Annotated in this window: 13 protein-coding genes and 2 pseudogenes; 6 read left to right on the top strand and 9 right to left on the bottom strand. The window is 71.3% G+C overall.

The genetic code is table 11. The annotated features are described in order from the left end of the window. Positions 1-10 precede the first annotated feature (10 nt). The 3 genes from OG948_RS02750 to OG948_RS02740 all read right to left on the bottom strand — a co-directional run bounded on the left by OG948_RS02750 (position 11) and on the right by OG948_RS02740 (position 2376). Entirely contained in the window at positions 11-196 is a 186-nt protein-coding gene (locus OG948_RS02750; protein WP_406293510.1) for a hypothetical protein, read from the bottom strand. 245 nt (positions 197-441) lie between these two features. Further along, on the bottom strand, positions 442-1494 hold the full coding sequence (locus tag OG948_RS02745; RefSeq protein ID WP_406293508.1) for an MBL fold metallo-hydrolase: 1053 nt from the start codon (positions 1492-1494) through the stop codon (positions 442-444). Between the two features lie 30 nt (positions 1495-1524). Continuing rightward, complete coding sequence (locus OG948_RS02740) at positions 1525-2376, bottom strand: NAD(P)H-binding protein (protein ID WP_406293507.1); 852 nt, start codon at positions 2374-2376, stop codon at positions 1525-1527. A gap of 161 nt (positions 2377-2537) precedes the next feature. On the opposite strand from OG948_RS02740, the gene OG948_RS02735 reads away from it, so the two are divergent. Then, complete coding sequence (locus OG948_RS02735) at positions 2538-3116, top strand: TetR/AcrR family transcriptional regulator (RefSeq protein ID WP_406293506.1); 579 nt, start codon at positions 2538-2540, stop codon at positions 3114-3116. Between the two features lie 108 nt (positions 3117-3224). On the opposite strand, the gene OG948_RS02730 is transcribed toward OG948_RS02735, so the two are convergent. After that, the gene (locus OG948_RS02730) at positions 3225-3353 is read right to left on the bottom strand and encodes a hypothetical protein (RefSeq protein ID WP_406293505.1); all 129 of its coding nucleotides are present in this window, start codon (positions 3351-3353) and stop codon (positions 3225-3227) included. A gap of 257 nt (positions 3354-3610) precedes the next feature. On the opposite strand from OG948_RS02730, the gene OG948_RS02725 reads away from it, so the two are divergent. The 4 genes from OG948_RS02725 (at position 3611) to OG948_RS02710 (ending at position 7278) form a co-directional block, all read left to right on the top strand. Further along, positions 3611-4675 carry a methyltransferase gene (locus OG948_RS02725; protein ID WP_406293503.1) on the top strand — a complete coding sequence of 355 codons (1065 nt, stop codon included), beginning with the start codon at positions 3611-3613 and terminating at the stop codon, positions 4673-4675. A 479-nt stretch (positions 4676-5154) separates the two neighbouring features. Further along, a complete protein-coding gene (locus tag OG948_RS02720) occupies positions 5155-5286 on the top strand; it encodes a hypothetical protein (protein WP_406293501.1) in 132 nt (43 codons plus the stop codon). A gap of 230 nt (positions 5287-5516) precedes the next feature. After that, on the top strand, positions 5517-6272 hold the full coding sequence (locus OG948_RS02715) for a hypothetical protein (protein ID WP_406293499.1): 756 nt from the start codon (positions 5517-5519) through the stop codon (positions 6270-6272). Between the two features lie 769 nt (positions 6273-7041). Further along, on the top strand, positions 7042-7278 hold the full coding sequence (locus tag OG948_RS02710) for a hypothetical protein (RefSeq protein ID WP_406293497.1): 237 nt from the start codon (positions 7042-7044) through the stop codon (positions 7276-7278). Between the two features lie 19 nt (positions 7279-7297). Here OG948_RS02710 and OG948_RS02705 read toward each other — a convergent pair whose 3' ends face one another. The 3 genes and pseudogenes from OG948_RS02705 to OG948_RS02695 form a co-directional block, all read right to left on the bottom strand. Beyond that, positions 7298-7561 carry a hypothetical protein gene (locus OG948_RS02705; protein WP_406293495.1) on the bottom strand — a complete coding sequence of 88 codons (264 nt, stop codon included), beginning with the start codon at positions 7559-7561 and terminating at the stop codon, positions 7298-7300. Between the two features lie 49 nt (positions 7562-7610). Continuing rightward, a pseudogene (locus OG948_RS02700) lies at positions 7611-8512 on the bottom strand (ATP-dependent DNA ligase). A gap of 352 nt (positions 8513-8864) precedes the next feature. Further along, entirely contained in the window at positions 8865-10583 is a 1719-nt protein-coding gene (locus OG948_RS02695; protein WP_406293493.1) for a hypothetical protein, read from the bottom strand. A 566-nt stretch (positions 10584-11149) separates the two neighbouring features. On the opposite strand from OG948_RS02695, the gene OG948_RS02690 reads away from it, so the two are divergent. Then, positions 11150-11635 (top strand): hypothetical protein, encoded by a 486-nt coding sequence (locus tag OG948_RS02690; protein ID WP_406293492.1) that lies wholly within the window; start codon positions 11150-11152, stop codon positions 11633-11635. On the opposite strand, the gene OG948_RS02685 is transcribed toward OG948_RS02690, so the two are convergent. Beyond that, complete coding sequence (locus OG948_RS02685) at positions 11599-12114, bottom strand: hypothetical protein (RefSeq protein ID WP_406293490.1); 516 nt, start codon at positions 12112-12114, stop codon at positions 11599-11601. The genes OG948_RS02690 and OG948_RS02685 overlap by 37 nt on opposite strands. Positions 12115-12539: 425 nt before the next feature. Further along, positions 12540-12647 (bottom strand): annotated as a pseudogene (locus tag OG948_RS02680) (ATP-dependent DNA ligase); the annotation flags it as partial. Positions 12648-12949 lie beyond the last annotated feature (302 nt).

The raw sequence follows: 12949 nt of genomic DNA, 5'->3' as shown, positions 1-12949 counted from the left end.
ACGGCTTCGCTCAGGCCGAGCCGTCGAAGTAGAACCTCGTGTCGTTGCAGTCGAAGTCCGCACCGCCCGCGCCGTTGCGCAGACAGACCGTCATTGTGTAGTTGCCACGGAACGGTTGGGGCAGGAAACCGCTGGTCGCGCCGTCCTGGGCGCCGCCGACACAGGAGCCGCTTCCACCGGCGGCGTGTCGCGTCACGCTCCAGGAGGTTCCGTCCTTGGACAAGCGGCCGACGGCGCGGTAGCCGTCCGACGTCCCCTTGTCGCAGACCCTGAGCCAGAACTTCTCACCCGTCAGAAACGCGTTCGAGGTGCCGTACCCGCCTTTCGCCGAATGTTCCGAGTAGACGGTGTGGACGGCCTCGGTGAGATCCGCCGGCGCCGCGCACGGATGAGGCGAGGACGCGGCGGCCTGCGGGACTCCTCGTCGGTGGACGGGACTGGTCAGGGGGCTTGGCAGGTCGGTGGCGGGGTGGGCTGGTCCTGGGCCTTGAACTCCGCGGCGACGCCCTTGATGTTCTCTTCGGTGAGCGTGGGCAGTGATGCGACGCGCGGATGGTCGGGGTACTCGCGGTCCATCGTGGCGATGATGGATTGTTGTTCCCCGATCTCGATCGCGGTGCCGCCGGGTGAGGCCGGGGCCACCGCGGCGCGTACCAGTGCGCGGAATCGCTGGAGGTAGCCGCGCTGTGCGTCGATGAGGGCGTGGCTGTCGCCGGGGGCGCCGTGTCCGGGGTGGAAGGTGCGTGCGGTCGGAAAGCGCTTCAGCAGCTTGTCGAGGTTCACGAGCCAGCCGCAGCTGTGCCCTTCGAGCAGGGCGGGGGTGACGTGGTTGCCTACGAGGTCGCCCCCGTACAGCGCGTTCGAGGCGGGGTCGTGGTACACCGTCGCGGTGTCGGACTCGCCGTCGGCGAACTCCGCTGTCTCCAGGCGCAGTCCGCCGATGTCGAGGTTGTCGCCGGGCTGGAAGGTCCGGTCCGGGTGGGTCATTTGCTCGGGGAAGTCGGAGTTCGGCACCGTCCGGGTGAGCGGGTAGAACCCGCGCGGGTCCTCGCGTATGGCCTTCGCGGTCGCGACGGAGGCGTAGATGGGAGCCTGCGGGAAGGCGTTGTGGAACTCCCCGGCGCCACCGACGTGATCGGGATGGGAATGGGTGAGCAGGATCGCGACGACCGGGCGTCCGGTCCCGCGCACCTGCTCGATGGCGTGCCGGGCGTCGGTCACGGTGCGCAGTGTGTCGACGAGGACGAGTCCCTGCGGTGCGTGGATCCAGTACATGTTGACCGAGCCGGGGTTGTCGGACGCGAACCGCCCGACCGGATCCGGGTGCGCGGTCGCGGTCGCGGTGGTCGGGTTCGTGGACGACTCGGCGCCGCCGTCGTGGGACGACGAACAACCCGCGGCGAACAGGCCTGCCGCGGCGAGGGCCACGAGGAGGCGACGCGGGCCGCGTCGTCGGTGCGGACGGTCGGGGGGTGTGGTGGAGAGCGGAATCACGTGCCTCTTCCGGTAGGTGCCGTGTGCGCGTCAGGGCTGTGAGCGCGGAGGTCGGTCGAACTCGTCCGCGTGGGCTCGCGCCCACGCCTCGAAGGTGCGTGGTGCCTGTCCGGTGATCTCCTCGACGGTGGTCAGGACGGCCGAGTCGTCGAATTCGCCGTCCGCGAAGAAGCGGAAGAACGCGTCCACATAGCGGGCCGGGATCGTCTCGCTCATCTCCGTTCGCGCTTCGGCGTCGGACTGGGCCGTGAGCCGGAGCGGTCGCCCCAGGACGCGGGCAAGGGTCGCCAGGCGGTCGGCGGGGCGCAAGGCGGCGGGGCCGCTGAGCGCGTGATCGCGCCCGTACTGCTCGTCACGCGTCAGGACCGCGGCGGCGACCGAGGCGATGTCGTACGGGTCGATCGCCGCGATCGGCACGTCGGCGAAGGGCGCGTGCACGGTGTCGCCCTCGCGGAGTTGTGCCGTCCACTCGAAGGTGTTGGACATGAATCCGCTCGGCCGCAGGAACGTCCAGGGGATCCCGGACTCGCGCACCGCGGCCTCGGACGTCATGTGCATCGCGACGACCGCGTTGTCGGCGTGGCCGCCGACGACGGAGCGCGAGGACAGCAGGACCACATGGCCGATGCCGGCGGCGCGGGCCTGCGCCGGCACGTCCGGCATGTCCGCGAAGCCGCCCAACAGGAACAGCGCTTCGGAACCGGTGAAGGCGTCGGCCAGAGTCTCGGGCCGGTTCAGGTCCGCGGCGACCGCCTGCACCGCCTTCGGCGGGTCGTACGCGCCGATGTCGCGGACCACGGCCCGCACCGCGCGATCCTGGTCGGCGAGCAACCGGACCAACTCGCCCCCGACATGGCCGGATGCACCCGTCACCGCGATCATCTTTCCCCGATTCCGTTGATCCGAGGCGCCGCCGTGCGGTCGTTGCGCCGCGGGCTTCGCCTCTATGACACCGATGAAGCTGATGACACCGATGTTAGGGAACGTTCCCTAACAAGACGGTAGAGTAGGACCGCCAGGACCGATCCGACAAGGGGCTTCACATGCGCCGCAGTGCCGCCGAGACGCGCGAGCATCTCCTCGAGGTCGCTCACGAGTCCTTCTACTGGCAGGGCATCCGCGGCATCGGCGTGGACAAGATCGCCGCGGCGGCGGGCATCGCGCCGACCACGCTCTACCGACTCTTCGCGTCCAAGGACGACCTGATCACCGCGTATGTCGAGCGCGCAGACGGCTACTACAAGCAGTGGTTCGACGCGGCGACCGCGGACGACGGCCGCCCGGTCCGGGACCGGATCCTGTCCGTGTTCGACGCCCAGGTCGACCAGGTCCAGCCGGACCGCTGCCGAGGGTGCCCGTTCCTCATGGTGCTGGCGGAGATCCCCGACCGCGACCACCCGGCCCACCGGGCCGCCGTCGGAACCAAGCGGTGGGTGCGTGCCCGGTTCGGCGAACTGGCCGCCGCCTCCGGCGCCCCGGACCACGATGGGCTGGCCGACCAACTCACCCTGATATTGGAAGGGGTCTACGCATCCGTCCAGGCTCTGGGCGCGGACGGCCCGGCCCACCAGGCCAGACGGCTGGCCGGCTTGGTCCTGGACGCGGCCTTCCCGCCCGGGTGAGGCTCCGCCCGGTCGGCCTGGGCGGGAGGAGTCGGTGACACGGCCGACAACGGCGCAGTGGAGACGGCCGGACGAACAGTGCTCGTGCCCGGCGACGGGCTTCGCGCCTCATACGACCCGTTCCATGCCGCCCGTGCCCACACCGGGCTGGTCGCTCGCCTGTACGCCGGGGCGATGGGGGACGACCGTCCGGCCGAGGTTGTCGGCAGGTGGCAGCCGCAAGGGAGCGAAAGTCATCACGTGGCCGTGGGCCGGTGGCAAAAACGGCCACGGCGACGCCGACTTCGCCATCGCACGCAACGCCGGACCGGGCCCCGTCGACCGAGCGCTCACCGACCACCTCACTCACGTCCGGACGTGACACCAAGCCTCGTGGACGACCCGCCACCAGACGACCCGGCGTCGACGGAATGCGAGGAATCCGCATCCGCGTCGTACACCGGCTGTCACGATGAGGCGACAGCACGGCCACCCCACGACGAGGAGGTCATCCGGTGAGTGATGTCCAGCCCCGACCCGCCGACGGTGTCGGAGCGGCCGACTCCGCCGATCCGGACGGCCGCGCCTCGGCGGCGTACCTGATCGACGAGGCGCTGGCCTACCTGTACCCGGCCGCGCTTCGGGCGGCCGCCGCCGTCGGGGTGGCCGACCACCTGGCCGACGGCCCGCGCACCCCGGCCGAGTTGGCCGGCCCGACCGACACCGACCCGGCGTACCTCCACCGGGTCCTGCGACTCCTGGCCACCCGGGGCCTGTTCGCCGAGGACGGCACCGGGGCCTTTCGGCTCACCGCCGCCGGCAGCGCGCTGCGCACCGACGCCCCGCTGTCCGTGCGGTCCGCCGTCCTGATGATCACCGACCGCACCATGTGGTTGCCGGCCGGTGAGATGGACCGCTGCCTCCGCGAGGGCGGGTCGGCCTTCGACGCGATCTTCGGGATGCCGTTCTTCGACCACTTCGCCCGGGACGCCGCCACGGCCGCCGTCTTCCACGACGGCATGGCGGCCATGTCCGACCCGGAGGATCAGCCCATCGCCGACGCGTACGACTTCCCCGAGCACGGTGTGGTGGTCGACGTCGGCGGCGGCCACGGCGGTTTGCTCCGGGCCGTCCTGCGCGGCCGGCCCGCACTGCACGGCGTGCTCTACGACCGGGAGCACGTGCTGGCCGGCCACCGCCTGGACTCCCCGGACCTCGCGGGACGTTGGCGGCTTGCCGAGGGCGACTTCTTCGCCTCCGTCCCCGACGGCGCCGAGGTCTACATGATGAAGCGGATCACCCACGACTGGGACGACGAGCTCTGCGTGACCCTGCTGGGCAACTGCCGCCGCGCGATGGCCCCCGGCGGGCGAGTCCTGGTCATGGACGCCGTCATTCCGTCCGGCAACGTCCCGCACCAGGCCAAGGCACTGGACCTGATGATGATGGCCTCCCTGGCCGGTCGGGAGCGCACCGCATCGGAGTTCGCGGACTTGTTCGCCGAGGCCGGTCTGCGGCTGAACCGCGTCCTCGACACCCCCACGGTGTTGTCCGTCGTTGAGGCCGTGGCCATCGACTGACCACAGGCCCTCAGCCCCGGCAGGGGTGCGGCCTTTTCCGGCCCTGGGAGCCGATGACGAGGTTGCGTGCGCGCGGGGTCCGCATGCCGCGGGCGACGGCGACCCGGCCGAGCCCGAGGGCGCCGGCCATGTCGACCCGGAGACTCCGGCTCGGGTGATCGTGGCGTGGGCGACCTCGCCGACCAGGCGCGGCAGCAGCCCGGCGGGCGCCGGTAACGGAGGGTTGTGGATGGAACGGGCAGTCCGCGGTGGCGGCGACGCGCAGCGCACGTAGCGCGGCCCGTCGGGACCGGGGCGGCCCACCGACAGTGATCCGAGCAGGCCGGAGAGGCGGCCCCGGACAGGCAGCCATCCGCCGACGATCACGTCCACGGTGCGCACGTGCCGGATCTTGACCCACAACCGCGATCGCACGCACGGCTCGTACCGCGCGTCGGTTCGCTACATGCCCAACCGGCCATCGCAAGCATCCTCGAAAAATGGAGACCGAGAAGGTCGATATCGAGTCTTTGGCTGAAGCCGCAGGCCGTGGCCGCCCGTTGCAGAACGAGGAGTTGGTCGGTGTCGACGACGCGGACCGTTCGGGGGAGGACTGCTCCATGCGCAGATGATGCCAACCAGGATCCGCGAGCCGAGAACCAGGCCGGCACTCACGATAGTTCGAGTGGCCGGTCGTTTCGTCAGGAACAGATGTCAGTTCGTGCGGCGTGTGACGCACCGCGGGCATCGGGCTGTGGCCGACCCAAAGGCGGCCCCGCGCGCAGGCGTCGGGAGCAACCTCGGGATCATGTGTGCGAGTCGCGGTCGGTGGGGTCGGGGCGGGAACGGATCGGGGACGTCGATGGCACACGCGGGTTCGGCTGTGCGGGTGGCGGCGGCAGCGGTGGGAATGGCCTTGCTGGCGGGGTGTTCGGCGGCCGTGGACCTGGCCGATTCGGCCTCCGCGGATCTGTCGCGACTGGGCGACAAGGCGTTGCACGAGCGGATGAGCAAGGCGGTGAAGGACGTTCGCTACGTACGGATCTCCGACGTTCGCGCGGCAACCACGAGCACCCGCACCGACGTGCATCTGGACATGCGGACCGGCGACTTCACCACCACTGGGAAGGCGGAGAGCCACACCATCGAGATGATCAGTGTCGGTGGAGAGCTCTACGTCAAGGCTTCGCGCACCTATTGGCAGCGGCGCCTCGGGTCCGAACGGGCAGAGTTGGTGGCGGCGTTGGAGGGCAAGTACGGGCGCGCCGCGGCCGACGATCCGGTGCGTTCGAAGATGGCGGCCACGGCCAAGAAGTTCAATCCCCGCACCGTCGTGGACAAGTTGGCGGCGGCCGATCGGCGCGAGGAAACCCTCGTCGACGGGCGTCGTATGGTCGTGCTCGCGGAAACCGAGGCGGACGACGCCGCACGGCTGTACATCCCGGCGGACGGCCCGGCACTGCCCTACCGGGTGATCTCGCCGAACTCCGCGTCGGACGACGGGGCCATCACGGTGACCTGGTCGGAATACGACCGTCCCGTCGACATCAAGGCACCTGCGCGCGACCTCGTCGTCGAACTCCCCAACCTCGGCAGGGCGCCCGGCCCGGCACTGTGACCGGCGGGCGCGACGGAGCCTCGCGCCGAACTCACCCCTGAGGCCCGCCGGCCATCGGGCGATCGTCGACGGCTGCAGGGGCGTACGTGCCGCGGAGATCGCCGGTGCGGACGGACTCGCCGACCGGGGCCGCGCGCCGCCGGCCGCCTGCGGCCCGCATCGGCGACACCTCACCCACGCCCTGGCGCGATCGGCCCATGCTCATCACCCCGCGGCCCGGCGCCGACCGAGACGACATCCTCGGCGCGGTTGGACCGCAGGTGGGCGGACATTGTGCACCTGCACCCCGCGGGACGCGCAGCCTCTATAGGGGACCCGTCGTGAGCAATCCTGATCCATCCGGCAGCCGGCCCCCGAGGTCCGATGGGCGTCGCGCTCGCCGGTCCTCGGCTGTCGACCATGGTTACGGCGCTGCTTGTCCGCCTCCCGTCGTCGAGGGTGGCGGTGGGTCTGGTGTCGGGGATTCGGGGGGCGATGCCGGCGGCCGGCGACGTCTTCGAGCCCGGGGTGGGGGTGTGTATCGGCGACGTGGTCTTGGTCGCGTTCTTCGGCGGAACGCCTGACGGACCGGGGAGTGCACACTGCTGCCGCATGCGGTGCAGCGGCCTCGAGGCGCGGCCGGCCGTTTCGGGCAGTGGGTCGGGACGGCCCGATATGGGCGTCGCGTCGGTGTTCGGTGTTCGGGCGGCGGGGATCTCGGCACAGGTGTCGCAAGCCCGCCGGTGGACTACGACACTCCTGCTCCGCAGCCCCAATGGCTTGCAGCGCCATGCGGGATGCGGACGGGTGCGCGGAGCGTCCTGGATACGTGGATGCCGAGCATGCGATCCTGACGCCGGCCGATCGTGTGACGGGGTCGATCGGCCTGGATCAGGCCGCCGCCGAGGCGCTGGTGCGTTTGGTGTGGGAGGCCGGTGTCGCCGCGGGCATCCGGCGGATGGCCGTCGATCTCGCGGCCGCGCACCGTGAGATTGCCGAGCCGCGCGCCGAAGCGGGCTTCGACTGAGCCTCGATGGGATCGCAGCTCACGTGTTCTCGCGGCCGCGGATCTGGGTGACGCGGCCGGCGTTCATGATGACCGTGAACGGGTGGCCGATTTCCGTGTTCTCTCCGTCGACGTGCAGTTCGCCCTCGGCGCCGACTGTGAGTTCCGGGCCGTCGGCGATGACCGCGCTCCACGCGACCGGACCGACGTGCTCGGCCGGCGGCCAGTCGTACAGGTCGAGGTCGACGTCCACGTCGCCCAGTCCCGGCACGGTGAGGTGGCCGTGCGCTTCGACGATCTCCATGATTCGAGTGTGGCCCGATCCGCGGAGAACGGCTCGCCCGGGCCGCCGGTCAGGTGAGGACGTCGTCCGGTGTGAGGTCGGGGCGCAGGCGGTGCCACGCGGGGTGTCGGAGGAGTCCGGCGCGGGTGATGGTGGCGTAGGCGACCTCGCCGACCAGGCGCGGCAGGACCCAGCGGGCGCCGGGGACGGAGGGCCTGGGATGGAAGGGGCAGTCGTCGGTGGCGGCGACGCGCAGCAGTTCGGCGAGAGTGGTGCGTTCGCGGTCGGTCCAGCCGGTGCCGACGGCTCCCGCGTAGCGCAGGCCGTCGGGGCCGGGGCGGCCGGCCGGCAGTGATCCGGGCAGGCCGGAGAGGCGGCCGCGGCCGGGCAGCCATCCGCCGACGATCACGTCCACGGTGCGCACGTGCCGGATCTTGATCCACGAGCGTGATCGCACGCCGGGCTCGTACCGCGCGTGGGTCCGCTTGCAGACCAGCCCTTCCAGGCCCGCATCGCGAGTCGCCTCGAGCGCCTGGGCGCCGTGTCCCACGAGTGCCCCGGGGGTGGACCAGCTCGGGCCCCGGAGCTCCAGGGTCTCCAGCCGGTCGCGGCGTTCGGTCCACGGCTGTGCGGTCGGGTCGCGGCCCTCGAGGAACAGCGCGTCGACAGCATCAGCCGCGCGGGGACCTCCTTGGCCATGTGCGCCGCCCGGGCGGGCGAGCCGGCCGAGCCCATCCTGGCTTGCAGGCGTTCGAAGTCGCTGTGCCGGTGCTCGTCGAGCGCGACGATCTCGCCGTCCAACACGGCGGCGACGTCACCCAGGGCCTCGCCGATCGCCCGTAGCTCGCGGTAGGCGCCCGTGATGTCGGCGTCCGAGCGAGCGCGCAGCAGCGCCGTCCTGTCCCCGGGGAGATGGACGATCGCACGCTGATTAGGAACAGCTCGGGTGTCTCCTGTGGGTGGGTGTCTCAACTCGGATTCGCGCCTTGGGTATTGCGTGGTGAGCCGTCGCGGCGTCAGGTGTCTCAACGGCCGGATCCGGTTGTCACCCGAACGAGAACGGCGTCCGAAGGCGCGTGAGCGACTCCGGCCGAGTACTTTGTGCGTTTTGGCCGGCCGGTGAGAGCGGCGCGGGGGTCGTGAGGTCCGTGAGCCGGATGTCTCCGGGCACCGGGAACCAGGGGGACGGTGCTCCTGAAGGCCCGTGGCCCCGGACCCGCGACCGTAGAGCAGACGTCGGCCGGCCGACGGCCCGCCGCCCATCGGGGGCGCCGGGCCGTCGAAGCCGCGTCCGCGCGACCCAAGTGCCTCCCGGCCGCAAACCTCATGTTCGGCAGCCATCCGGGGGGAAGTAGCTGGAGGTGATCCGGTAGATCCCGGGGCGCGAAGCGGTCAGTTGTATCCAGGGGCCGCTCGCGCGCAGGCAGGCGCCGTCGGAATACAGCCAATGCGAGTAGGTGGCACGCACGGTGACCGTTCCCGGGCGGGGCATCTTGAGCACGATGTCGGCGTCGCCGGCACGGAGCACTTCGGCGGGGGCGGTGGCCAGTGGCACGGCGTCCTGGACGCGGAAGACGGTCCAATAGGCGTCGTTCCAGACCGGCTCCAGCCAGGAGCCCAAGCGGCCGGACCGGATCAACGCGGCCTCGGTCCTGGCGTAGCCGTCCGGTGGGGCGTGCGGCAGGACGACGTAGCCGACCGCCCAATCGTTCAGCCACGCCCGATAGCTCGCCTCGTCGAGCTCCTCGGAGTAGAACAACCGGCCGCGCTCCATGTCGAGTTGGCGGTTCCAGCCGCGCACCGCCTGGAAATACCGGGCGAACACCCGGGCCTCGCGGTGCGAGCCGGTGGGGACCACTTCGACACGGCCGCGATACGCGCCCAGCCGGTCCAACTCGGCGATGACCCCGGCGGTGTGCCGCGACCAGCCGGGCACCTCCGTATGCGCCTGCACATCTCGGACCGTCGCCACCCCCGTCCAGATCACGCACATCGCCAGCCCCGCGGCACAGAAGCGCGTGCGGAAGGACGCGTCACCACCGACTCGGAGCAAGGACCTCCCGGGCTGCGGGCCTCGCCGTCTCCGCTCGAACCAGATTGTCAGCAGCACGGGCGCGCCGACAAGCGTGCCCAGGCGCTCGACGTTGGTGCCGACCGGCGAAGGAATCAGCCAGGTGAGCACCACACCGACGGCGTAGACCGCGCCACCGGCCCGCAGCTCGCGCCAGTCGCGCGGTGCCGTCAACGCCACCACGACGCCGGCCAGGAGCGGCAAGATGATCCGCTCGGCTCCCATGGGCTGTTGGCCGTGGGACGGGAACAGCGCGGTCAGCAACCCACCGACCACACCCGTCGGTACGGTCAGGGCCAGGCCTCTCGCCCACTGCCGGTCGAGCAGGAACCCCGCGCCCGCCACGAGAAGGAACAGACCAGCCACGGGGCTGAACAGCACGGTCAGCCCCGCCCCCACGACCCCCGCGACGAGCCGCCACACAGGTGTGTGCCGCCCCACGAGGACCAGCAAGGTGCCCAGCGCGCTTGCGACACCGAGAGCGAACGTGGCGCGGCCCGAGACGACGTTGGCCCACAGCGCCAGCGTCCCTATCAGCGCCGGCCACGTCGGCACTTTCCGGGTGGTGCGCACCAACAGCGCGGCCAACAGCCAGGTCGAGGTCAACCCACTGAGGGCGGCGAGAGTGCGGACCCCGAGCAACGCCATCAGCGGCGGCGAGAGGACGCTGTAGCTGCCGACGTCGATCCCGCCGAACCAGAACAGGCCGTACGGCGTACCCGGATGCCGCACGGCGAACTCCGCCCAGGAGTACTGAGCCGCGAGATCACCGCCACCGGTGGCCAGCAGGAGGCCCCATCCCACATACAGGGGTAGTGCGAGCGCAACCGCCACATGACAGATCCGCCACCGGGGCGGGGAGACGCCGGACGGCTTCGCGGGCTCGAGGTCCCCGCCGTGACGCCCGCCGGCCGCCTGGCCCAGGCGACCACCGCGCCGTTCGCCGGAGGCGGCGCCGACGACCGCCGTCACGATGCGGCCGCCCTCGCCTCCGAACGCCGACCGACGCGGGCATGGACCCCACCGCAGGCGGCGCAGTCGAGCGAAATGATTCCGGCCGGCGCCCCCGCGCGGCTCGCTCATGACAGGTTCCTCACAGGCGCAACTGGGCTCCGCAACCGCTCGACGGATGCGGAGCCTGCTCAGGCATCAGGATGACGCACGAAGACTAATTGGCCAGGCGCGCCGTGTCGCGCTCGGGGGCGGACCGGGCTCGATCGAGGGGAGGCCGGCGGCCCTGTGGTAGGACGGCGTAGGACACGGCGGGGCAGCGAGTGTCAGCGCGAGGACTGGGCGGGACGTGGTGCCCGCCTCGTGTTCGCCTCAGGCCACCGGCTCGCGGTCGTGGGCGGATCGTGACCGCGACGGCGACGATCGCGGCGACGGCGAGGCCGAGGAGGGTCTTTCGGATCCGCATACCGGGTCCCGTTCTCGGTTGCCCGGCGGCATCGAATCGAGCACCAACGCAGCCTCGGCCTCACCGGATAGTGCACACACCGAATACCGGCACTCCACCAGTTCACACCGCCACGATCGACGTGATCGTCGCCGGATGGGTCCCCGGCACCGGACGCCTGCGCGACACCGTCGGGGCCCTGCTCGTCGGCGAACAGGCAGGCGGTGAGCTGCGCTACCTCGGCAAGGTCGGCACCGGCTTCGACGACCACGCCCGCGCACCACCGCGAACAACCACCGCGAACAACCACCGACAGTCCGGGAACGCGGCCCGCACCGGGTCGGTGACGGCGATCAACCTCGCCAACAGCCCCGCCGTGTCCCGCCGGCCCGAGCCCTCGAACGCGCGCCCCGGGCCGGGTCGAGTGCCGGTCCGGGCGGCGGGGTCGGGTGCCGGGTGGCCCGTGCGCGGCGGGCGCGGGCCTTCGTCTGGCGCACCCGCACGCCGCCGTCGTCGAACTCCCGACCGCCGCTTCCTCCCGGGCGAGCGACTCCACCGGGAGCGGGCGCGTCCGCTGCCACTTGCGCGGCATCACGCCACCCCTCGCCCGGCGGCGTGCGCCGCGTGATCGGCCCAGGTGAGATCGGCGTCCGCCCACTCCTCCGACGCCCACGCAACGATCGCCCGCGTCTGCTCGACGTAGCGCAGATACCGCATCGTCGCGGCCGGGCTGCGATGACCCAGGAGTCGCTGCACCGTCAACAGCGGGTTCAACGCCACGTGCCTCGCCAGGTACGCGCCGCTCCCCCCGGACCGCGGTCGCGCGTTCTCCCGCTCCACCACCGCGCCGGTCAGGATCGTCAACATGAACACGGCGAACGTGTGCCGCAGATCGTGGATCCGCAGACGAGCGGGCATCGGCCCCCCGGCCACCGCGGCAAAGGACCGCGCACGCTCGGCCGCGGCCGCGAACACCTGCTCCCATCGGGACTTGCAGAGCATCCGCCCCTGCCCGCCGACGAACAACGCCATCGGCTCCAAACCGTGCCGGCCCTCGACCACCGCGCACCGGCGCAACCCGGCGGACATCACCGCGATCGCGAACACCCGCCGCCGGCCCCTCCACCTGCCCCGCATCGGACGCCGACAACAGATCCGACGGCGGATCCAAGACCGGCAGGAACTCCACCAGCCCCAACAACTCGTATGCGTAATCCGCGAGCGTTTTCGCCTGGACGCGCCGCGACATGTCGAAGAAGTAGGAGCACAACGGCTCCACCGGCCGCATGTGCTCGTCCACCACGAACGGCGTGCCGTCCGGAAGCGCAGTTGCACCCCCGACCACCGCCGAGCCGTCGGGGGCGGTCCCTGCGGGCGCCTGAAAAATACCGGCGCACCGTCGTCTCGCTGGTGAAGAAATGGTCCACGCGTCCCCGATCCGAGATCAGTAGGAAGCCTGGAACCCAACGTCAGTCAAAGGAGGCGAAACACACCTCGATCACCCGCATGAGACACGACGAAGCCTGGCCCTAACGTTGCCCGTCCAGCTTGGTCTCGTACGCCCACCGGTCGTCCTCCGACGCGGGCGGCAGCGTGCCGGGCGTGGCGAGCATGGGCACGATCCGGGGCAGTGTGGGCATGCGGGGAACGTCGTCGCCCCGGCGCCCGGGTACACCCGGCGGCGGTCCGGGTCGCCCGAACGGAGGCAACAGGCCCGGGACCGGGCGGACGCGCACCGCAACGGACGGCACGCTCCTCACCTCAGTACGGCATCCCGAGGGTTGCACTGCCTGTGATCTCCGAATCAGCCACCCGTTTCCGCGGTCAGGTGCTGGTGTTTGCGCTGGGGACCCGATGCTGTGGTGCCGGCCGTGCCGGGTTGCCACGCGCGTTTGCGCAGCTGTTTGCGGTGGCGCGCTCGCGTTGCGGGGCGCGGTTTGGT

The organism is Embleya sp. NBC_00888 (genome assembly GCF_045207655.1).
Classification (GTDB): Bacteria; Actinomycetota; Actinomycetes; order Streptomycetales; family Streptomycetaceae; genus Embleya.
Note: the sequence above shows the minus strand (reverse complement) of the source record. Positions and strands in the feature narration are given on the sequence as shown.

Bases quoted from the DNA above. Each gene is read 5' to 3' on its own strand.
- OG948_RS02705 (WP_406293495.1), bottom strand. From the start codon at position 7,561: ATGGAGATCGTCGAAGCGCACGGCCACCTCACCGTGCCGGGACTGGGC.
- OG948_RS02730 (WP_406293505.1), bottom strand. From the start codon at position 3,353: ATGACTTTCGCTCCCTTGCGGCTGCCACCTGCCGACAACCTCGGCCGG.
- OG948_RS02720 (WP_406293501.1), top strand. From the start codon at position 5,155: ATGGAGACCGAGAAGGTCGATATCGAGTCTTTGGCTGAAGCCGCAGGC.
- OG948_RS02715 (WP_406293499.1), top strand. From the start codon at position 5,517: ATGGCACACGCGGGTTCGGCTGTGCGGGTGGCGGCGGCAGCGGTGGGA.
- OG948_RS02735 (WP_406293506.1), top strand. From the start codon at position 2,538: ATGCGCCGCAGTGCCGCCGAGACGCGCGAGCATCTCCTCGAGGTCGCT.
- OG948_RS02710 (WP_406293497.1), top strand. From the start codon at position 7,042: ATGCGGGATGCGGACGGGTGCGCGGAGCGTCCTGGATACGTGGATGCC.
- OG948_RS02740 (WP_406293507.1), bottom strand. From the start codon at position 2,376: ATGATCGCGGTGACGGGTGCATCCGGCCATGTCGGGGGCGAGTTGGTC.